Below are 19,569 nucleotides of genomic sequence, written 5' to 3'. Positions count from 1 at the left end.
TCCTCTCCGCGCCCATGCCTGTGCCAGGCACAGGGGTCTTGGCAACAGCGTTGCGGACGATCGTCGGGCATGGGCAGCCGGAATGCATCTTGCCCCCTCGTCCCAGGCCCGTAAGCCGCACCTGTTGATCCTTGCAGAATTCCGGAGACGTTTTCCATGAAGACCCGCGCCGCCGTTGCGTTCGAGGCCAAGAAGCCGCTGGAGATCGTGGAGCTCGACCTGGAGGGCCCGAAGGCGGGCGAGGTGCTGGTCGAGATCATGGCGACCGGCATCTGCCATACCGATGCCTATACGCTGGACGGGCTGGACAGCGAGGGGCTGTTCCCCAGCGTGCTGGGTCATGAGGGCGCGGGCATCGTTCGCGAGGTGGGCGCCGGCGTCACCAGCGTGGTGCCGGGCGACCACGTCATCCCGCTCTACACCCCGGAATGCCGCCAGTGTAAGTCGTGCCTCTCGGGCAAGACCAACCTGTGCACCGCGATCCGGGCGACGCAGGGGAAGGGCCTCATGCCGGACGGGACCACCCGCTTCAGCTACAAGGGGCAGCCGATCTTCCACTATATGGGCTGCTCCACCTTCTCCAACTTCACCGTGCTGCCCGAGATCGCGGTCGCCAAGATCCGCCAGGACGCGCCGTTCAAGACCAGCTGCTACATCGGCTGCGGCGTTACCACCGGCGTCGGCGCGGTGGTCAATACCGCCAAGGTGCAGGTGGGCGAGAACATCGTCGTGTTCGGGCTGGGCGGCATCGGCCTTAACGTGATCCAGGGCGCCAAGCTGGCGGGCGCGGCGCGGATCATCGGCGTCGACATCAACCCTGCGCGAGAGGAATGGGGCCGCCGCTTCGGCATGACCCACTTCCTCAACAGCAAGGGGCTGAGCCGCGAGGAGACCGTCGCCAAGGTGCTGGAGCTCACCGATGGCGGCGCCGACTATTCCTTCGACGCGACCGGCAATACCGAGGTAATGCGCACCGCGCTGGAGGCATGCCACCGCGGCTGGGGGACCAGTGTGATCATCGGCGTGGCGGAAGCCGGTAAAGAGATCGCGACCCGCCCGTTCCAGCTGGTGACGGGCCGCAACTGGCGCGGCACCGCCTTCGGCGGCGCCAAAGGCCGCACCGACGTGCCCAAAATCGTCGACTGGTACATGAACGGCATGATCGAGATCGATCCGATGATCACCCACACGCTGACGCTGGACGAGATCAACAAGGGTTTCGACCTGATGCACGCGGGCGAGAGCATTCGAAGCGTCGTGATCTACTGAGGCGGAGCGGGATCAATCAGGTCCCGTTCGCGCGCAGAATGCGGCGGCGGGGCCTCAGTTGCTTCCATCCGAGCGAGGGACGACAGCGCCACGCGGACGACCAGCACCTGCGCCTCAAGCCGCGCCGCGACCAGCCGCGCGACATCGGCAGTGATGCCGGCGATCTCCAGCGCGATCTCCAGCTGGTCCCCCGCTCGCGATACATCCAGCCGGTCGGGCACCAGCGATCGCTGCGCGATCACCCCCAACACCCGGCACAGCGCCTGCGGCTCCGCCAATATAGACACGTGGAAACGATGGGTCACGCGCCCATCCCCGCAGCGGCGGATCGCACCGGCGGCGCCCTGTGGCGAGCAACTCTCTTCGGCATGCCACGACCTCTTCCCTGGCGAGTTGTGATGCCCCGTCCACCGCGGCAGATCCCCGTCGACTTTTCCACCGCTTTGGCGCAGGGGGAACAGATCTTTCGGAGATGGACCGGATGGAGGATGGAATTGCCGGACTCGACCGGTTCGAGATCAAGATCCTGCGCGAGCTACAGCGCGATGCCGGCCTGACTACCGGCGAGGTCGCGGAGCGGGTCGGCTTGTCGACATCGCCGTGCTGGCGGCGCATCGACCGGCTGCTGCGCGAAGGCTTCATCCGGAAGCGGGTGGCGCTGGTGGATCGCCGCAAGGTCGGCCTCAACGCACAGGTGTTCGCGCAGGTGAAGCTGAACGCGCATGGCCGCGCCAATCTGGAGGAATTCAGCGCCGCGGTGCGCGATATCCCGGAGGTGATCGAGGCCTATGTCCTGATGGGGGCGATGGATTTCATGCTGCGCATCGTCACCGCCGACATCGACGCCTACGAGCGCCTGTTCTTCGATCGCCTGAGTCGCCTGCCGGGCGTGCAGGAGATCACTTCAACGGTGGCGCTGTCCGAGATCAAGCGTTCGGACGAGCTGCCGATCTAGCGGGGCGCGGCGGATTGGGTCAGGCGGTGTCCCGTTCGATCCGGACCAGCAGCGCGCCTTCGCTGACCTGCCCGCCGGTCTGCGCATTCAGTTCGGCCACAATGCCGTCAAAGGGCGCGACCAGGCTGTGCTCCATCTTCATCGCCTCCAGCGTGACGAGCTTCTGGCCCTTGGCGACGCTGGCACCCGCGGCGACCTCCACCGCGATGATCCGGCCCGGCATGGGGGAGAGGATCGCACCGTCGGTGGCGGCGCCCACCGCACCACTGCCTCTTGGAGCGGCCAGCCGAAATGACCGCGCTTCGCCGAGGAAAAAATGCGTGATCTCGTCGCACGCTTTGTCGTCGCTCGGGTAGATCGTGGTAATCGGGTAGATCGTGGTAATGACGTGCGTATTGCCCCGATCGTCGACCATACGAACGCTGACGTCCGGTTCCCGATTCAGCCGGAAGCCGGCACAGGCGTTGTTAACGGCACCACCAACGAGCTGGCCTGCGATTTCGCTCAGATGGTCTTCGAGCGGCGCCGTCACTGCGGTCAGGCCATCGATCTTGCGGGCAATGAGCCCAGTATCGACGTTGCCTGACCGAAAGTGCTCATCGAGACAAAGGCGGCCGAGGAAGGCCGCATTCGTTCGAACCGGCCAAACCTCGACGTCGGTGGTTGCTTCCCAAAGTTCCTCGATGGCGCCGAGCCGGCTCGACTCATGCACGATCAACTTAGCGATCATGGGATCATAGAATGCCGACACCTCGCCACCTTCCTCGACGCCCGTCTCGATCCTGATGAAGTCCGGAAGCACTAGGTGTTCGAGAGGACCCGTCGAGGGAAGGAACCCCGTCGAGGGGTTCTCCGCATAGAGCCGCGCCTCCATCGCCCAGCCGTCGATCGACAACTCCTCCTGCCGCTTCGGCAACCGCTCGCCGCTGGCCACACGCAATTGCCACTCGACCAAGTCGACGCCGGTGATCTCCTCGGTCACCGGATGCTCGACCTGGAGACGGGTGTTCATCTCCATGAACCAGATACGGTCGGCGCGCAGGCCCTCGCTGGCGTCGGCGATGAACTCGATCGTGCCGGCGCCGACATAGTCCACCGCGCGCGCCGCGCGCACCGCCGCGCCGCAGACCGCCTCGCGCGTCTCGGCATCCATGCCGGGCGCTGGCGCTTCCTCGATCACCTTCTGGTGGCGGCGCTGGAGCGAGCAGTCACGCTCGAACAGGTGGACAACCTCGCCGTGGGTGTCGCCGAACACCTGCACCTCGATGTGTCGGGGCGAGAGGATGTACTTCTCGATCAGCACACGATCGTCGCCGAAGCTGGACGCGGCCTCGCGCCGGCAGGATTGCAGCGCGTCGGCGAAGTCGGCCGGGGCGTCGACGCGGCGCATTCCCTTGCCGCCGCCGCCCGCCACCGCCTTGATCAGCACGGGATAACCGATCGCGTCCGCCTCGCGCTGGAGGCGCTCGGGCGTCTGGTCTTCGCCAAGGTAGCCGGGCGTGACGGGCACGCCCGCGGCGATCATCCGCTGCTTGGCGGCGTCCTTGAGGCCCATCGCGCGGATGCTGTCCGGCCGCGGGCCGACCCAGATCAGCCCGGCGTCGAGCACCGCCTGGGCGAAGTCCGCGTTCTCGGAGAGGAAGCCATAGCCGGGATGGATCGCCTCCGCCCCGGTCTCCAGCGCCGCGGCGATGATTCGCTCGCCGACCAGATAGCTCTCGCGCGCTGGCGACGGGCCGATGTGGATCGCTTCATTCGCCTGGCGGACATGGAGCGCGTTCGCATCGGCGTCGGAGTAAACCGCCACGGTGCGGATGCCCAGGCGGCGGGCGGTGCGGATCACGCGGCAGGCGATCTCCCCGCGATTGGCGATCAGGAGGGAGCGGATCATGCTGGGCGTCCTTCGGGAAGTCATGCCGGGCGACGGTGAAGCAGCGCCGAGCGCAGGCAGCGGCAGACCACCTCGTCGCGCTGGTTGAGCAATTCGTGCCGAAACGTGACCACACCCGCGGTCGGGCGCGACCGGCTCTCGCGCAGTTCGGCGACCTCGCTGGTCGCGCGCATGGTGTCGCCGATGAACACGGGCTTTGGCATCACCAGCTGGTCGTAGCCGAGGTTCGCCACCAACGTCCCCAGGGAGGTGTCGCCGACCGACAGCCCCACCATCAGCGCGAAGGTGAAGGTGCCGTTGACGAGAATCTGCCCAAACTCGCTCGCCCGCGCCGCCTCGGCATCGAGGTGGAGCGGCTGCGGATTGTGGGTCATGGTGCTGAACAGCAGGTTGTCCGTCTCGGTGACGGTGCGCCGGATCTCGTGATCGATCCGGTCGCCCACCTGCCATTCGTCGAAATATCGGCCCGCCATCGCGCTACATCCGGAACACGCCGAAGCGGGGCGCTTCGGCAATCGGCGCGTTGAGGCAGGCGGCGAGTGCCAGGCCCAGCACGTCGCGGGTCTGCACCGGATCGATCACGCCATCGTCCCACAGGCGCGCGGTGGCGTAATAGGGGTTACCCTCGTCCTCATATTTCTGGCGGACGGGCGCCTTGAAAGTTTCCGCCTCCTCCGGCGTCCACCTGTCGGCATCGCGGTGCACGGTGGCAAGCACGGATGCCGCTTGTTCGCCGCCCATCACGCTGATGCGGCTGTTGGGCCAGGTGAACAGGAAGCGCGGCTGGTATGCGCGCCCGCACATGCCGTAATTGCCGGCACCGAAGCTCCCACCGATCAGCATTGTGATCTTGGGTACGGAGGCGGTGGCGACGGCGGTGACCAGCTTGGCGCCATGCTTGGCGATACCCTCCGCCTCGTACCGGCCGCCGACCATGAAGCCCGAGATGTTCTGGAGGAATAGCAGCGGCACGCGCCGCTGGCAGGCGAGCTCGATGAAATGTGCGCCCTTCTGCGCGCTTTCGCTGAACAGCACGCCATTGTTGGCGAGGATCGCGATCGGCTGTCCCCAGATATGCGCGAAACCGCAGACCAGCGAGCTGCCGTACAGCGCCTTGAACTCGTGGAACTCGCTGCCGTCGACCAGCCGGGCGATCACCTCGTGCACATCATAGGGCGCGCGCACGTCCTGCGGCACGATGCCGTACAGGTCCTCGGGCGGGAAGCGCGGTGGGCGCGGGTCGCGCCGGTTGACCGCAGCGGGCGCCTGCTGCGGCAGGGTGGAGACGATGTCGCGCACGATGGTGAGCGCATGCTCGTCATTCTCGGCAACATGGTCGACCACGCCGGACTTGCGCCCGTGCGTCTCGGCGCCGCCCAGGTCCTCGGCGCTGATCACCTCGCCGGTCGCGGCCTTCACCAGCGGCGGTCCGGCGAGGAAGATCGTGCCCTGATTGCGCACGATCACCGTTTCGTCCGACATGGCGGGCACATAGGCGCCGCCGGCGGTGCAGCTACCCATCACGCAGGCGATCTGCGGGATGCCGAGCGCGGACATTTGCGCCTGGTTGAAGAAGATGCGGCCGAAGTGGTCGCGGTCCGGAAAGACCTCCGCCTGGTGCGGCAGGTTGGCGCCGCCCGAGTCTACCAGATAGATACAGGGTAGCCGATTCTCCTGCGCGATCTCCTGCGCGCGCAGGTGCTTCTTCACGGTCAGCGGATAATAGGTGCCGCCCTTCACCGTCGCGTCGTTGCAGACGATCATGACCTGCCGGCCCGAGACGCGGCCCACGCCTGCGATGATCCCGGCGCCGGGCACCTCGTCGCCATACATCCCGTTGGCGGCGAGTTGACCGATCTCCAGGAACGGCGCGCCGGGATCGAGCAGCCGCTCCACCCGGTCGCGGGGAAGCAGCTTGCCTCTGCTGACGTGCCGCTCCCGCGACGTCTCACTGCCGCCCAGCGCCACCGCCGCGACGCGCGCGCGCAGTGCCTCGGCCAGCGCACGATTGTGCGCGGCATTGGCATGGGACGCTTCGCCATCCGGCGCCAGACGGGTTTCGAGGACGGGGGCGGTCAACGGCGATCTCCTGATCGGGGTTCGACGAGAAGGTCCATGTCAGGTGCGCTTCCGTGATCGGTGCTGGACAGAATTGTCTCCCGCCGTCGGGTGCGCAGGCAATCGCCCGTCCCGCAAGATATGTTGATCGGCGTGGCGGCTGGCATGATCGGCATCGTACGAGCCGAAGCCCTGATTGGCCAAGCCTCTTCGCCAAGCCATGTCAGCCCGGCCTGCTCTGGCGGCCTTTTCGCACCGTCACGGCCCTCCGCCGCATCGGGCATTGCGCCGACGCAAGCGAGAGCCCATTCAAACGGCATGGAGCCGCAGACAGTCACCATCGCCGACGTGCCCGCAATGCCGGATGCGGGCGTCAGACTGCTGAAGCGTCGGTTCGGCCAAGTGCGATGCTTCCTGGAATATGGCGCGGGCGGCAGCACCGCCCTGGCGGCGCAGCACGGGGTGCCGAAGATCTATTCGGTCGAAAGCGACGCCGCCTATGTCGCGGCGGTGGAGGCCAAGGTCGCTGCGATCGGCTCCGGCAGCAATCTTCACGCGATATACGCGGATATCGGTCCAACCGGTGGCTTCGGCCACCCGCGGGACCAGAGCGGCATCGAACGCTGGCCCGCCTATTCGGCCCATGTCTGGGACGTCATGGCCGGGGCGGGCGACACGCCCGACATGATCCTGGTGGATGGACGCTTCCGCGTCGCCTGCTGCCTGCGCAGCTTTATGAAGATGTCCGAGAACGCGATCCTCGTGTTCGATGACTATTTCGATCGCGAGGACCGCTACGGCATCGTCACCCGCTTCGCTCCGATCGTGAAGCAGGTGGACAGGCTGGCCCTGTTCCGCAAGCCCAGGGACGTCGATCTCGCGGCGATGGAGGAAGTCTATCGCGAATATGCCGTCAAACCGGCGTAGGCCGTCCGAAGCCAGACGATCGGGCTGCAGCTTCTCCAGCCCACAAGCATCGGCTGCCGTCTGCGCACTTTCCGACGCAGATCCTGTGCGTTAATCGAGATCAATGCCGCCAGCAGATTGACTAACGCAAGTTAGCGCGATGCCCGATCCGCTTTGATTCGGGCCGGGATCGGGGCAAAAACATGAAACCAGATCCGTCCACTCAGGGTTGAAGCACCGCCACATCGGCTTTCACCCTGAAGCATTGGACGATCCTCATGTACTATCATGACAAGCGGCTGCAATATCCGGTTGAGGTCACCAATCCCGATCCAGCGTTCGCGCGCATGCTGCAGCAGGCGATCGGCGGCGTGGAGGGTGAGATTCGCGTCTGCATGCAGTATTTCTTCCAAGCCTGGGGCAATCGCGCACCGACCACCAAGTATCGCGACATGCTGCTCAACACCGCCACGGAGGAGATCGGCCATATCGAGATGCTCGCCACCGCGGTGGCGCTGAACTTAGAGAAGGCGCCCGCCAGCCTTCAGGAAGAAGGCGTAAAGGATTCAGTCGTCGGCGCGGTGATGGGCGGCGAGAACCCGCGCCACCAGATCGAGGGGCTGATCCACAAGAACCTGCTCTCCGGCGGGCTCGCGGCGATGCCGATGGATTCGGACGGCGTTCCGTTCAACATGAGCCACATCTATGCCAGCGGCAACGTCGCCGCCGACATGTACTGCAACGTCGCCGCCGAGAGCACCGGCCGGGTGCTGGCGGTGCGGCTGTACAACGCCGCGCATGATGAGGGCATGAAGAAGATGCTCCACTACATGATCGCGCGCGACACGATGCACCAGCAGCAATGGCTGGCGGTGCTGGAGGAGCTGGGCGGGCCGGCGGCGAACATGCCGATACCCAACAGCTTCCCGCAAGAGCAGGAAGACCAGCAGAACAACTACAATTTTTACGTCCATTCGCTTGACGGCAGCTATCCGGAAGGCCGCTGGACCAGCGGGCCGACGCTGGACGGCAAGGGCGAATTCACCGTGTTCCGCTCCGAGCCGCTCGGCGAGGAGCCGGTGCTGGGGCCGGCGCGGCCCGACAGCGGCGCGCAAGACAAGCAAATCGGCTGAATCACGTTGCGGGGCGGGCGCTCTCGCCGGCCCCGCGTCCCCACGCAAAAAGGGAGTCCCTTCAATGGCCATGTCTCAGGCAGATGTTCTCCAGGACGTGTTCGTCACCGGATTGAAGAACGCGCATGGCGTGGAGCACCAAGCGCTCGCGCTGATCGACCGCCAGCTTGATCATCTCGGCAATTATCCCGAGGTCGCCGACATGCTGCGCCGCCACCGCGCGGAAACGGAGCAGCAGATCGTGCGACTGGAGGAAATTCTGGATGCGTTCGGCACCCAGCGCTCGCTGCTCAAGGATATGGGCCTCAGCCTTTCCGGCAACATGGCCGCTCTGGCGCACGTGTTCGCGCCCGACGAAATCCTCAAGAACAGCTTCGCCAACTTCGCCTTCGAGAATTTCGAGGCTGCGGCGTACAAGTCGCTGATTACGCTTGCCGATTCCGGCAGCTTGACCCAGCACCGCGCCGCCCTTCAACAATCGCTCACCGAGGAGCAGCGCATGGCCGCCTGGGTGGATGAGAACAATGCCGCGCTGACGATGAAATATGTCGAGCGCCGTGCCGCGGGCGAGACCGCGAGTCATTGAGCGGATAGGCCTTCGCGTCGCCGCTATGCTCTGATACGCGTCTCCGAAACGAAGAGGAGACAGGCATGGCGGCACCCCAAGCGACGGAGGAACGGGCCTCCGGCTATGCGTGGTACGTTCTGTCCATCCTGTTCGTCGTCTATATCCTGAACTTCGTCGACCGGCAGGTGATCTCGATCCTGGCCGAGGACATCAAGCGCGACCTGAACCTCCAGGACGAGGACCTCGGCTTCCTCTATGGCACCGCGTTCGGGGTGTTCTATTCTCTGTTCGGCATCCCGTTGGGGCGCCTAGCCGACAGCTGGCATCGCGTGCGGCTGATGACGCTGGGCCTCGCCCTGTGGTCGGCGATGACCGCCTTATCCGGCCTGTCGCGCACCGGCGGGCAGCTCACCGCCGCGCGGATCGGGGTGGGCGTGGGCGAAGCGACCGCAAGCCCTGCGGCCTATTCGCTGATCTCCGACTGGTTCCCCCGGCGGCTGCGCGCCACCGCGCTGTCGATCTATTCGGCAGGTATCTATGTCGGTGGAGGTTGTTCGCTCTTCATCGGCGGACTGGTGGTGCAGGGCTGGAATCGCGCGTATCCCGACGGCGGTCCGCTTGGCCTGGTCGGCTGGCAGGCGGCGTTCATGGCGGTGGGTCTTCCCGGCCTGTTGCTCGCGCTGCTGGTCGCGACCATGCGCGAGCCAGTGCGCGGCCAGTCCGAGGGGCTGGCAACCCCGCCCCATCCTGCTCCGTTCCGAACCTTCTTCACAGAGTTGGTCACCATCGTGCCGCCGCTGACGCTGATCGGCGCCGCGCAAGGCGGCGCGAGGGCGCTGGGGGTGAACCTGCTTGCGGCCGGCGTGACGATGGGTGCCGTGGCGCTACTGGTCGCGCTGGGCGAGCCGATCGCGCAATGGAGCGCAGTCGGCCTGGGCTTTTATGCCGTCTTCTCCTGGGCGAGCGCGCTGCGGCGGCGCGACCGGCCAACATGGACCCTGATTGTCGGCACCCCGGCGTTTGTCTGCACGGTGGTCGCGTACGGGCTCAACGCCTTTCTCAGCTACGCTGCAGGATTTTGGGCCGCGCCTTATGCGATGCGCGTGCTCGGCGTTGCGCCAGCCGAGGCCGGTCTGATTCTGGGCGCGAACGGCGCGCTGTCGGGCTTCCTCGGCGTGACCATCGGCGGCATGCTCGGCGACCGGTTGCGGCGGCGGCATCCGGCGGGGCGCCTGGTTATGGTGATCCTAGGCGCGGTGCTGCCGGTGCCGTTCCTGATCGTCGGCTTCACCGCTTCCAGCACCTGGGTGCTTTATCCCTGCCTGTTTGTGGCGCAGCTGCTGGCCAGCCTGGCGCTGGGATCGGCGGGGGCGACGACGCAGGATCTGGTGCTTCCTCGGATGCGCGGGACGGCGACCGCGACCTTCTTCATCGGTACCACCCTGCTCGGGCTGGCGCTCGGGCCGTATCTCGCCGGTCGGGTGTCGACGCTGACCGGCAGCCTGTCGACCGGCATGCTGTCGCTATTGCTCACCGTCCCGGTGACGCTGACCGCAGCCGTGCTCGCCTGGCGGCTGGTCCCCGCGGCGGAGGCGACGCGCGAGGCGCGGGCCCGGGAAGCCGGCGAAGCCTAGACCCAGCGCCACACGCCTGCCGCCCATCCGGCGAGCGGCAGGTGCGCCCAGCTCGCCGCCAGCCACACCACCAGCCCGCCGCCCAGATCGTGGCCGCGGAAGCCGGCTAGGCGCGCGCGGCCGGCGGAGATGGCGGCGAGCGGCCAGTAGCTGGTCCGCCGTTCCCACGTCCGCCAGAAATCGGGCTGGAGCGCCTCCTTCTTGCGGTCCTGCATCACCGCCCCGACCAGCGCCAGAAAGGCGATGGCCACGCACAGCACGATGTTCGACCGCTCGGGCAGCACCATGACGTGCGCGAGGCTCCACAATGCGAAGGACCACATCATCGGGTGGCGGGTGATCGCGAACACGCCGCGTGCCTCGGGCACCGTTCTCTGCGCTCCGGTCGGGTCGGGCCCATTTGCATCCGGAAGGGCGGGATTGCCGATCAGCGATCCCATCAGCAGCACGCTGGCGAGCAGCATGATCGCGGTGGCGACCGCCCAGAGGCCATCGCCGACCGGCCAGAGCAGCGGGCTCATCGGCGCCGCGCGGTAGGCGAGCGCCAGCCACACCAGGGTCACCGCCGCGACGAGGCTGTAGAAGCCGAGGAATGGCCCCTCGCCGATCCGCGCGACCAACGCGCGCCGGAGCGGGTGCGAAAGGAGGAAATGCGTACCCACGAACACGGCCGTAGCCGCCAGCACATTCCCCATCGCACCCTCCCGGTTATTGCACGCCGTGCATCCACTTCTTGATCAGCGGCGAGGCGAGCAGCAGCAGGAGGCCGATGCCCGCCGAGACCAGCCCGATCGTCCAGAACACATCGTTGTAGGTGTCCAGGCTGACCTTGAGGTTGGTCACCTGCCCGCCCACCGTCTCCACGCTGGCGACCTGCGCGACGATGCCCGCGACATATTGCGCAACCGAGATCGACAGGAACCACACGCCCATCATCAGCCCGACGATGCGGGCGATCGACAGCTTCGTCACCATCGACAGCCCGACCGGCGAGATGCACAGTTCGGCCAGCGAGTGGATCAGGTACAGCCCGGCGAGCCACCAGATCGCCACCTTGAAGTCCGCACTCGCAAACTGCCCGCCCCAGACCAGGAACAGGAAGCCTGCGCCGACGCCCATCAGCGCGATCGCGAACTTGACCGGTATCGAGGGCTCGATCCCGCGCTTGGCGAGGCCGGTCCATAGCACCGCCATGATCGGCGCGAAGATGATGATGAACAGCGCGTTGAAGAATTGCGTCTGCCCGGCATTGATCGAGAACAGCCCGAACACGGAAAGGTCGGTGTTGCGGTCGGCATAGAGCGTCAGCGACGAGCCCGCCTGCTCGAACAAGGTCCAGAACACCACGTTGAACACGATCAGCACCATCGCCGCGAGCATCATCTGGAACTCGCGCCCGTCGCCCACCTGCCAGGACCAGATCAGGATCGCGGGGACGCCGAGGAGGAACGTCCCGAACAGCAGCTTGCCCATCAAGGACAGCGAGGCGATGTAGCCGACGATGCCCGATCCCGGCATCGGCTCGGGTGCGTTCATCAGATTGGTGAACAGAAGGTAGAACAAGGGGATGCCGAGCGTCGCGAGCGCAAAGATGCCGAGCGTGCGGGTGGCGGGCTGACCCGCCGGCGGCTCGCCATAGCCGCCCAGGCGCCCACCATCGAACTGAATCAGCGCGAACGAAAACAGCATGCCCACCGCGGCAAGCCCGAAGCCGGCCCACCAGCCCACCGCTTCCGCGAGGAACGGACACAGCAGCTGCGACCCGAATGAGCCCAGGTTGATGCCCATGTAGAATATGGTGAAGCCCGTATCCCGGCGTCGGTCCCCGGGCGCGTAGAGTTCGCCCACCATGGTCGAAATGTTGGGCTTGAAGAAGCCGTTGCCGACCGAGATCATGCACAAAGCGAGCAGCATCACCGTGACGAAGAACGGGCTGCGCTCCGCGTCCGAGACGAAGCCGTCGGGCTGGACGTGGCGGGCGATCGAGCCGTCGGCCGCGAGCAAGTCGACCGACTTGTCCTCATTGCCCTTGATCTGCAGCCGCTGCGCGCCGTCTACCACGTAGCGGGTTTCGGCGCCGTTCTGCTGGACGACCTCGATGGGGTAGCGCTGCCCGTCGACCGTGGCGAAGGGCGTCGCGGTCTGCCCGCCGAAGCACAAGGTGAAATAGCCGATGCTCATCAGCAGCGCGCCGAACTTCACCGCGCGCTTGGAGCCGAGATACTGGTCCGCCAGATAGCCGCCGATCAGCGGGGTCAGGTATACCAAGGCGGTGAAGCCGCCGTAGAGGCCTGTCGCCTGCCGGTCGCCGAAGATGAAATGCTTGGTCAGGTAAAGCGTCAGCAGCGCGCGCATGCCGTAGAAGCCGAACCGCTCCCACATCTCGGTGGTGAACAGCCGGGCGAGCTGACGCGGGTGGCCGAACCATGTCGCTTCGGCGGCCGGGTTGACGTGGCTGATGTCCGGCTCGCGCGGGGTGTCCGCGGTCGGGGTCTCGACCATGTGGCTGATACGCTCCCTGTACTTGTTTCAGGCGAGACTAGCGGCTGTACCGCGGGTGTAAACCATTGGCCGCGCGGCCACCCCTGGCTAAGGGGCGTTGATGTTCAACGACACCTCCTCTTTGCTCTCGCATCTCGCCACCCGCCGCTCGGGCAAGCCGCGCGATCTGGTCGCGCCCGGTCCGTCGCGCGAGGAGATCGAACGAATGGTGGCGCTGGCGACGCGCACGCCCGACCATGGCAAGCTTGCGCCTTGGCGCTTCGTGACGGTGCCGGATGCACGCCGCGACGCCCTCGCGCACCTCCTCACCTCCGCCTATCGCACCGAGAAGCCGGAGGCCGGGCGGCTGGAGATCGAGGCGATGGAGCAGTTCGCCCGCCAGGCGCCCGCATTGGTGGTGATGCTGTTCTCGCCCAAAACGACCAGCCATATCCCGATGTGGGAACAGGAGTTGTCCGCGGGCGCCGCGGGAATGAACCTGCTCCATGCCGCGCACGCTTTGGGCTATGCCGGCGGCTGGCTGACCGGCTGGCCCGCTTTCTCGGATGCGGTGCGCGACGCCTTCGGCGCCGTGCCCGAGCGGATCGTCGGCTTCTTCTTCCTCGGCACCCCAGGCAAGCCGCTGGAGGAGCGGCCGCGCCCGGAACTAAGCCAAATGCTTTCCGATTGGGGATAAGGGACTCGACGCCTCGCCCCGGTGCTGTATTAAGACGGCATGACAGCGCTGAGCAGCGAGGACAGCCCGGTCTATATCCGGTTGCGTGGCACAATCGCCGCGGCAATCCTGCGCGGCGACTATCGCTCGGGTGACCAGCTGCCCAGCGTCCGCGCGCTCGCCGCCGAGCACGGCGCCAATCCGCTTACCGTCGCCAAGGCGTATCAGTCGTTCCAGGACGGTGGCTATGTCGAGGTGCGCCGCGGCGTCGGCATGTTCGTGCTGCCAGGCGCGGCCGAGCGGCTGCGCATCGCCGAGCGCGAGGCGTTCGTGGCCCAGCAGTGGCCGCGCATCCGCGACCATATCGCGCTGCTCGGGCTCGATGTCCGCGAGCTGATGGGCGAGCGGGTCTGAATGATCGCCGAGGCTTGGGCGCAGGAAGGGCATAGCGGCACCGCGGGCGTCCGGACCGGCCCCGAGCTTTCCGATCTGGCGCTGTTCGCAGTGGCGGTGCTGATCGTCTGGTTCGTCCGGCGCAACCTGCGAAAGCGGCACCGGAAGGATTGACCGGGCTTGCCATGACGGGCACTCGCCCCGGCATGGCCGACGACATGCTCGACCGCCTTGAGGCGACGATCCGGACCCGCAAGGATGCGGGGGCGGTGAAATCCTATACCGCCAGCCTGTTCTTCCAGGGCCGGCGTAAGATCGCGCAGAAGCTGGGCGAGGAAGCGGTGGAGACGGTGATCGCCGCCTGCTCAGGCGACGATGCGTCGATCGTTCCGGAGGCCGCCGACCTCGTCTTCCACCTGCTGGTGCTGCTCGCCGATGCCGGCCTCTCGCTCGACGATGTGCGTAGGGAACTGGCGCGGCGGGAGGGCCAGTCGGGGCATGACGAAAAGGCCGGCCGGCCGCTCTCCTTCCGACCGGAGTGATGCTCAGCCCTCGATGATCTCCCGGATGCGCCCCGCCAGCGCCTCCATGGCGAAGGGCTTGGTGATCATCGCCATACCGGGCTCGAGGAAGCCGGAAGCCAGCGCGGCGTTCTCGGCATAGCCTGTCATGAACAGCACCTTCAGGCCGGGCCGGAGCGCGCGGGCGGCATCGGCAAGCTGGCGACCGTTCAGTCCGGGCAGGCCAATGTCGGTGACCAGAAGATCGATCGTCCGGCTCGACTGCACCACCGCGAGACCGCGCGGACCGTCCTCCGCTTCGATCGCCTTGTAGCCGAGGCCGGCGAGCACCTCGACGATCAGGCCGCGGACCACCGGTTCGTCTTCGACGACGAGGACCACCTCGCCGGCGTCGGCGGGCGGCGCCTCCCGAAGGCCGGGCAGCAGCTCCTCCGGCTCGTCCTCGCCGCGGAAGCGCGGCAGGTAGAGCTTGATCGTGGTCCCCTGCCCTTCCTCGCTGTAGATGCGCGCATAGCCTTCCGACTGGCGGGCGAAGCCGTAGATCATCGACAGGCCGAGCCCGGTGCCCTGGCCGATCGGCTTGGTGGTGAAGAACGGCTCGAACGCGCGCGCAATCGTCGCCCTGTCCATACCCGTGCCGGTATCCGTCACGCAGATGCAGACATACTGCCCCGGCTTCACGTCCCGCTCGCTGGCGGCGTAAAGGGAATCCAGATGCGCGTTGCACGTCTCGATCGTCAGGCGTCCGCCCTCCGGCATCGCGTCGCGCGCGTTGATCGCAAGGTTGAGGATCGCGCTTTCCAGCTGGTTGGGGTCGCAGCGGGTGAGCCAAAGCCCGCCCGCAAGCACCAGTTCCAGCGAGATCCGTTCCCCCAACGTCCGTCGGAGCATGTCCTCCATCGAGGAGACCAAAGGATTGGCACGCACCGGCCGCGGGTCGAGCGGCTGGCGGCGGGAGAAGGCGAGCAACCGGTGGGTCAGCGCCGCGGCGCGATTGGCCGAACCCTTGGCGCCGGCCAGCCAGCGCTGGAGATCGTTGGTGCGGCCCTGGGCGATCCGGCCTTCCATGATGTCCAGGCTGCCTGTGATCCCTTGCAGCAGATTGTTGAAATCATGGGCGATACCGCCGGTCAGCTGGCCAACCGCTTCCATCTTCTGGCTCTGACGCAGCGCTTCCTCTACCGCGCGCTGCTCGGTGATGTCGCGGCCGACGGCGTGAACGCGGCCCTGGTCGGGCACCGCGGTCCAGTCGAGCAGTCGGTAGCTCCCATTCTTCGCGCGGTAACGGTTCTCGAAGGCAAAGGTGGTCGCGCCATCGGACAGGCGGGAGAGCTCGCCCGAGGTCTGCTGGCGATCGTCCGGGTGCAGGAAATCGCCGAGATTGCAGCCGACCATTTCTGCCTCGTCCCAGCCAAGCAGCCTCTGGGCGGAAGGGTTGACGGCGGTGATGGTGCCGTCGAACTCGCAGACCAGCATCAACTCCTGGCTCAGCGTCCACAACCGATCGCGATCCTGCGCATAGGCGGCCTCGACCATCTTCTGCGCCTCGATCTCGGTGCTGGTGCCGACCCAGGCGGTCACCGCGCCGGCCGCGTCGCGCAGCGGCACGGCGCGGGCAAGGTGCCAGCGATAGGTGCCGTCGGCGGCGCGCAACCGGAACTCGACCTCAAAGGTCTCGCCGCTGGCAATCGCGGCGCGCCAGCGTTCGGCGGCGATGCGACGGTCCTCGGGATGGATGATCCCCGTCCAGCGATCGCCGTCCAGGCTGCCGGGGACCACGCCGGTGAACGCATAAACCCGGTCGTTGAACCATTCAAAGCGGCCCGAGGCGCTGGCGAGCCAAACCTGATTGGGCATGTTCTGCGCCAGCGCGCTGAACTGCGCCTCGCTGCGCTCCAGCGCCTGCTGGGTGCGATGGCGGTCCGTGACGTCCTGGACCACACCGACCAGCCGAACGGGATTACCCGCCTCGTCGCGTTCATATTCCGCCTTGCGGGCAATGATCCGCTCCTGCCCGTCCTCGGCCCGGCGGATGCGATATTCAACGTCGAGCGGGGCACTGCCCGAGCGGCGGCGCGCGTCGTCGGACACCAGCCCGACATCCTCCCGCACGACCAAATGCTCCAGCCTTTCCGCAGGCAGCGCATCGACGGGTTCCAGCCCGAAGATCCGGCAGAATTCGGGCGTGCCGCTGACGATGCCGGAGGCGATGTCCACCGCGAACAGGCCGATCCCGCCGGCGGCCTGGGCACGGCGCAGTTGATCCTCGCTGATCCGCAGCGCTTCCTCGGCGCGATACTGCTGGGTGCGGTCGCGGATCAGCTTGACGAAGCCGATCGCGCGCCCGTCCGCATCGCGGAGCGGCGACATTTCGCTGAGCCCCCAGAAGCTTTCGCCCGTCTTGCGCAGGTGCCAGCGGGCATCATGCGCGCGGCCGGTGTCCAGCGCCTCTCGGCGCTTGGCGGCGGGGCGGCCGAGCGCGCGGTCTTCGGGGGTGAAGAAGGTGCCCATCGGCCGGCCGAGCATCTCCGCCTCCTGCCAGCCCAGCATCGCCGCCGCCCCGGTGTTCCACAGCGTGATCCGGCCATCGAGATCGGTGGCGACGATGCCATAATCGACCGCGCTGTCGAGGATCTGCCGGTGATACGCCTCCTGCGCCCTGAGCGCGCTCTGCGCCCCCACCCGTTGGATATGCGCCCAGGACCGTTCGGTGACCTCGCGGATGATGGCGAGGTCATAGTCCGTCCACTTGCGCGGCGCGCGGTCGTGGATCGCCATCAGCGCGGTGAGCCGCCCGTCCTTGACCAAGGGCATGCAGATGGTGGCGGCGATGCCGATGTCCTGGAAGGTCTTCGCCTCTTCCGGCGCCAGTTCGGCAAGATTGTCGTGGATGATAGGCGGCTCGCCCGCACCCAGGTCGGTCACCGCACGGCGGCCGAAATCGGCGAGGCTGTAGTGCCCCAGGATCGAGGGCGAACCCTCGGCATGCCAGTTACCGCGGATAGTGAAGCCGTCGCCGTCGGCGTCCATGTCGGCATAGGCGCAGTTGGACAGATGGAGGTGTTCGGCGGTCCGCCGGGTGGTGATCGCCAGGATCTCGTCGGCATCGCGGCTGGCCGCCACCGCCCGGCCGAGATCGTCGAGGAAGCGCAGCCGCGCCTCGCTTTCCTCCAGCGCAACGCGGACGTGGTGCGGTTCGGTCATGTCGACGACGATGGCGAGCACGCCGGCGGGCCGGCCGTCGTCGCCGCTGACTGGCGCATAGTCCAGGTTGAGCCACACCTGCTCGGGGGCGCCGTGGCGCTCCAGCGTCATCGGATAGTCGCGGTAGCTGAGCGTGCCGCCGGAAAGCCCCACGCGCAGCACGTTGTCGTTGAAGTCGGCGACCTCCTCCCAGCCCTCGCGCACCGCCGAGCCGAGCAGGCGATCGTCCCGAGCGCCGGAGAAGCGGCCATAAGCGTCGTTGTAGAGCATCACGCCGATCTCGCCCCACAGCAGCACCTGCGGCACCGGGCTGCGCAGCATCAGTCCCACCGTGTGGCGCAAGCTCTGCGGCCAGCCGGCGATCGGCCCGATCGCGGTTGCGCTCCAGTCATGCGCGGCAATGCGCGCGGCGAGATCACCGCCGCCGGCCAGGAACTCCAGCCCTGCCGTTTCGCTCAACCGATCACCCCTTTTCGTCGCGCCTTGCCGGCCTTATGCCCCGCCCAATCCCGCAAGGCGAGCGGAGGTTCCCTCGAGCGGCGGCGAGAGCTTGCCGACCTCGTTCCCCCAGGCGTCCCAGCCGGGCCGGTCGGCGCGGGAGAACAGCTCCAGCTTGCTGGCCGCCGGGTAGAGCCGGTCGATCGCCCCCGCCACCTCCTCCGGCTTTTGCGAATGCGCGCGCTTGGGCGCCAGGATGACGTTGGGGACGCCCTCGTCGGCGAGCGGCATCGGCCGGCCGCGTGCCACCCGGCTGGCGGCGAGGACGTATTCGGCGGTGGGCTTGACGATCGACGGCCGCACCCCCTGCGCGCCGATCGGCCCGCCATCCTTGCGCGCCTTGACCCAGACGAAGGCGACGCCGCGGAAGAACAGCCCCCAATGCGCCAGGCACGCCATCGCCACGTCCAGCCGCGGCGAGGTGGCCCAGAGGAACAGCACCCCCTTGTCGGCCAGCAGGTCCGGCACCGGCAGCCGGGCGATCTCCTCATCGGGCACGGTGGCGTAGAACTTCGCGGCGGCGCCCCATTTGTCCTGCTGGCCGTAATAGGCCCAGGGCGGATCGGCGAGCAGCACGTCGTAGCGGCGATCGGGCAGGTCCTGCCACAACATCACATTCCCCTGATCCGCGCGGCAGCCCCCGCGCCGCGCCCGCCCGAGCCTAGCCCGCTGGCGCCGGAAGTCACGCCCGCTCGACCCGCAGCATCCCCGCGGGCGCCGGCCGGCAGACCTCGGCGGCGGAGAGCGAGCCGTCCAGCCAGCCCGCCCATTGGTCGCGCTGGGGCAGCACGACCTGGCGGCGGTGATAGGGCGCGACATCGGGGCCGGGATCGCAGGTGAGCATCGCGAACGCCTCGCCGGCGGCGCCCTCGCCCAGCTTCGGCTCGCGGCGCCACACCCCGGCGATGCAGAACCAGGGCGGATCGAACGCGGGCACGCCGAACGCATCGGGCGCAAGGGTGAAGCGCCATTTGGTCTTGCGCGCGCGCTTGGGCGCATCGGGCGGGGGATCGGTGAACTCGAAGAAGGCGTCGACCGGGATCAGGCAGCGGCCTTCCTGCGGGAGCGAACGCCCCTCCGAGCGGAAGTTATACACCGGACGACCGCCCTGCCCCGGCCAGCTCCACCGCCGCATGCTCCCCTCCACCGCGCCATCGGCGGCGCCGCGCAGGATCAGCGTACCGTCGGTGATCCGCACCGATTCGAGCGGTGCGAGATTGGGCAGCCCCTCCGGGAAGCGGAGCGGGATGCGGAGCTGGGCGAAATCCTCGCGGATCTGGCCCAAAGCGATGCGGCGGGCGGCCTCGTTGCACATGCACGGATGCTAGGCGGGAGCGGGCGCGCACGGCAAGCCGACCTGCTCCTCCGGCGGAAGCGCGCGC

General features: G+C 67.4%; 19 protein-coding genes. 10 read left to right on the top strand and 9 right to left on the bottom strand.

Features of this window, described 5'->3' with window-relative positions:
* Positions 1–156: 156 nt before the first annotated feature.
* Positions 157–1,269 carry an S-(hydroxymethyl)glutathione dehydrogenase/class III alcohol dehydrogenase gene (locus ACFDTH_RS02940; RefSeq protein ID WP_375286011.1) on the top strand — a complete coding sequence of 371 codons (1,113 nt, stop codon included), beginning with the start codon at positions 157–159 and terminating at the stop codon, positions 1,267–1,269.
* On the opposite strand, the gene ACFDTH_RS02935 is transcribed toward ACFDTH_RS02940, so the two are convergent.
* Positions 1,263–1,574, bottom strand: a complete 312-nt coding sequence (locus ACFDTH_RS02935; protein WP_375286010.1) for a hypothetical protein — start codon at positions 1,572–1,574, stop codon at positions 1,263–1,265. The genes ACFDTH_RS02940 and ACFDTH_RS02935 overlap by 7 nt on opposite strands.
* A gap of 188 nt (positions 1,575–1,762) precedes the next feature.
* Here ACFDTH_RS02935 and ACFDTH_RS02930 point away from each other — a divergent pair, with 188 nt between their 5' ends.
* Positions 1,763–2,224, top strand: coding sequence for an Lrp/AsnC family transcriptional regulator (locus ACFDTH_RS02930; RefSeq protein WP_375286035.1), 462 nt, complete (start codon positions 1,763–1,765; stop codon positions 2,222–2,224).
* Between the two features lie 19 nt (positions 2,225–2,243).
* Here the strand turns inward: ACFDTH_RS02930 and ACFDTH_RS02925 are convergent, their stop codons facing one another.
* From ACFDTH_RS02925 to ACFDTH_RS02915, 3 genes are read right to left on the bottom strand one after another with little or no spacing between them, the layout of a single operon-like run.
* Positions 2,244–4,115 carry an acetyl/propionyl/methylcrotonyl-CoA carboxylase subunit alpha gene (locus ACFDTH_RS02925; RefSeq protein ID WP_375286009.1) on the bottom strand — a complete coding sequence of 624 codons (1,872 nt, stop codon included), beginning with the start codon at positions 4,113–4,115 and terminating at the stop codon, positions 2,244–2,246.
* 20 nt (positions 4,116–4,135) lie between these two features.
* Entirely contained in the window at positions 4,136–4,588 is a 453-nt protein-coding gene (locus tag ACFDTH_RS02920) for a MaoC family dehydratase (RefSeq protein WP_375286008.1), read from the bottom strand.
* Positions 4,589–4,592: 4 nt separating this feature from the next.
* The gene (locus tag ACFDTH_RS02915) at positions 4,593–6,194 is read right to left on the bottom strand and encodes a carboxyl transferase domain-containing protein (protein ID WP_375286007.1); all 1,602 of its coding nucleotides are present in this window, start codon (positions 6,192–6,194) and stop codon (positions 4,593–4,595) included.
* A gap of 60 nt (positions 6,195–6,254) precedes the next feature.
* Between ACFDTH_RS02915 and ACFDTH_RS02910 the strand changes: the two genes are divergently transcribed.
* The 4 genes from ACFDTH_RS02910 to ACFDTH_RS02895 all read left to right on the top strand — a co-directional run bounded on the left by ACFDTH_RS02910 (position 6,255) and on the right by ACFDTH_RS02895 (position 10,414).
* Positions 6,255–7,100 carry a hypothetical protein gene (locus tag ACFDTH_RS02910; RefSeq protein ID WP_375286006.1) on the top strand — a complete coding sequence of 282 codons (846 nt, stop codon included), beginning with the start codon at positions 6,255–6,257 and terminating at the stop codon, positions 7,098–7,100.
* Between the two features lie 257 nt (positions 7,101–7,357).
* A complete protein-coding gene (locus ACFDTH_RS02905) occupies positions 7,358–8,212 on the top strand; it encodes a manganese catalase family protein (protein ID WP_375286005.1) in 855 nt (284 codons plus the stop codon).
* A gap of 64 nt (positions 8,213–8,276) precedes the next feature.
* Positions 8,277–8,798, top strand: a complete 522-nt coding sequence (locus ACFDTH_RS02900) for a DUF892 family protein (protein WP_375286004.1) — start codon at positions 8,277–8,279, stop codon at positions 8,796–8,798.
* A 65-nt stretch (positions 8,799–8,863) separates the two neighbouring features.
* A complete protein-coding gene (locus ACFDTH_RS02895) occupies positions 8,864–10,414 on the top strand; it encodes a spinster family MFS transporter (protein ID WP_375286003.1) in 1,551 nt (516 codons plus the stop codon).
* Here ACFDTH_RS02895 and ACFDTH_RS02890 read toward each other — a convergent pair.
* Both ACFDTH_RS02890 and ACFDTH_RS02885 read right to left on the bottom strand, forming a co-directional pair.
* Positions 10,411–11,109 carry an NnrU family protein gene (locus ACFDTH_RS02890; RefSeq protein ID WP_375286002.1) on the bottom strand — a complete coding sequence of 233 codons (699 nt, stop codon included), beginning with the start codon at positions 11,107–11,109 and terminating at the stop codon, positions 10,411–10,413. The genes ACFDTH_RS02895 and ACFDTH_RS02890 overlap by 4 nt on opposite strands.
* Positions 11,110–11,122: 13 nt before the next feature.
* The gene (locus tag ACFDTH_RS02885) at positions 11,123–12,916 is read right to left on the bottom strand and encodes a peptide MFS transporter (RefSeq protein ID WP_375286001.1); all 1,794 of its coding nucleotides are present in this window, start codon (positions 12,914–12,916) and stop codon (positions 11,123–11,125) included.
* Positions 12,917–13,016: 100 nt separating this feature from the next.
* On the opposite strand from ACFDTH_RS02885, the gene ACFDTH_RS02880 reads away from it, so the two are divergent.
* From ACFDTH_RS02880 to ACFDTH_RS02865, 4 genes are read left to right on the top strand one after another with little or no spacing between them, the layout of a single operon-like run.
* Positions 13,017–13,592 (top strand): nitroreductase, encoded by a 576-nt coding sequence (locus tag ACFDTH_RS02880; protein WP_375286000.1) that lies wholly within the window; start codon positions 13,017–13,019, stop codon positions 13,590–13,592.
* A 39-nt stretch (positions 13,593–13,631) separates the two neighbouring features.
* A complete protein-coding gene (locus ACFDTH_RS02875; RefSeq protein WP_375285999.1) occupies positions 13,632–13,985 on the top strand; it encodes a GntR family transcriptional regulator in 354 nt (117 codons plus the stop codon).
* Positions 13,986–14,138, top strand: a complete 153-nt coding sequence (locus tag ACFDTH_RS02870) for a hypothetical protein (protein WP_375285998.1) — start codon at positions 13,986–13,988, stop codon at positions 14,136–14,138.
* Positions 14,139–14,170: 32 nt separating this feature from the next.
* Positions 14,171–14,506, top strand: a complete 336-nt coding sequence (locus ACFDTH_RS02865) for a phosphoribosyl-ATP diphosphatase (protein WP_375285997.1) — start codon at positions 14,171–14,173, stop codon at positions 14,504–14,506.
* 3 nt (positions 14,507–14,509) lie between these two features.
* Here ACFDTH_RS02865 and ACFDTH_RS02860 read toward each other — a convergent pair whose 3' ends face one another.
* The 3 genes from ACFDTH_RS02860 to ACFDTH_RS02850 form a co-directional block, all read right to left on the bottom strand.
* Positions 14,510–18,010, bottom strand: coding sequence for a PAS domain S-box protein (locus ACFDTH_RS02860; protein WP_375286034.1), 3,501 nt, complete (start codon positions 18,008–18,010; stop codon positions 14,510–14,512).
* A 171-nt stretch (positions 18,011–18,181) separates the two neighbouring features.
* On the bottom strand, positions 18,182–18,799 hold the full coding sequence (locus tag ACFDTH_RS02855) for an MT-A70 family methyltransferase (protein ID WP_375285996.1): 618 nt from the start codon (positions 18,797–18,799) through the stop codon (positions 18,182–18,184).
* 70 nt (positions 18,800–18,869) lie between these two features.
* Positions 18,870–19,502, bottom strand: a complete 633-nt coding sequence (locus ACFDTH_RS02850) for an SOS response-associated peptidase family protein (protein ID WP_375285995.1) — start codon at positions 19,500–19,502, stop codon at positions 18,870–18,872.
* Positions 19,503–19,569: the final 67 nt, after the last annotated feature.

The sequence above is a fragment of the Sphingomonas sp. genome (genome assembly GCF_042096255.1).
Taxonomy (GTDB): domain Bacteria; phylum Pseudomonadota; class Alphaproteobacteria; order Sphingomonadales; family Sphingomonadaceae; genus Sphingomonas.
This window is presented reverse-complemented; position numbering and strand designations above follow the sequence as displayed.

Excerpts from the sequence above, each read along its gene's own strand:
- ACFDTH_RS02940 (WP_375286011.1), top strand. The coding sequence starts at position 157 with ATGAAGACCCGCGCCGCCGTTGCGTTCGAGGCCAAGAAGCCGCTGGAG.
- ACFDTH_RS02925 (WP_375286009.1), bottom strand. The coding sequence starts at position 4,115 with ATGATCCGCTCCCTCCTGATCGCCAATCGCGGGGAGATCGCCTGCCGC.
- ACFDTH_RS02920 (WP_375286008.1), bottom strand. The coding sequence starts at position 4,588 with ATGGCGGGCCGATATTTCGACGAATGGCAGGTGGGCGACCGGATCGAT.
- ACFDTH_RS02905 (WP_375286005.1), top strand. The coding sequence starts at position 7,358 with ATGTACTATCATGACAAGCGGCTGCAATATCCGGTTGAGGTCACCAAT.
- ACFDTH_RS02900 (WP_375286004.1), top strand. The coding sequence starts at position 8,277 with ATGGCCATGTCTCAGGCAGATGTTCTCCAGGACGTGTTCGTCACCGGA.
- ACFDTH_RS02895 (WP_375286003.1), top strand. The coding sequence starts at position 8,864 with ATGGCGGCACCCCAAGCGACGGAGGAACGGGCCTCCGGCTATGCGTGG.
- ACFDTH_RS02890 (WP_375286002.1), bottom strand. The coding sequence starts at position 11,109 with ATGGGGAATGTGCTGGCGGCTACGGCCGTGTTCGTGGGTACGCATTTC.
- ACFDTH_RS02885 (WP_375286001.1), bottom strand. The coding sequence starts at position 12,916 with ATGGTCGAGACCCCGACCGCGGACACCCCGCGCGAGCCGGACATCAGC.
- ACFDTH_RS02880 (WP_375286000.1), top strand. The coding sequence starts at position 13,017 with ATGTTCAACGACACCTCCTCTTTGCTCTCGCATCTCGCCACCCGCCGC.
- ACFDTH_RS02875 (WP_375285999.1), top strand. The coding sequence starts at position 13,632 with ATGACAGCGCTGAGCAGCGAGGACAGCCCGGTCTATATCCGGTTGCGT.
- ACFDTH_RS02870 (WP_375285998.1), top strand. The coding sequence starts at position 13,986 with ATGATCGCCGAGGCTTGGGCGCAGGAAGGGCATAGCGGCACCGCGGGC.
- ACFDTH_RS02865 (WP_375285997.1), top strand. The coding sequence starts at position 14,171 with ATGGCCGACGACATGCTCGACCGCCTTGAGGCGACGATCCGGACCCGC.
- ACFDTH_RS02860 (WP_375286034.1), bottom strand. The coding sequence starts at position 18,010 with ATGCTGCGCAGCCCGGTGCCGCAGGTGCTGCTGTGGGGCGAGATCGGC.
- ACFDTH_RS02855 (WP_375285996.1), bottom strand. The coding sequence starts at position 18,799 with ATGTTGTGGCAGGACCTGCCCGATCGCCGCTACGACGTGCTGCTCGCC.
- ACFDTH_RS02850 (WP_375285995.1), bottom strand. The coding sequence starts at position 19,502 with ATGTGCAACGAGGCCGCCCGCCGCATCGCTTTGGGCCAGATCCGCGAG.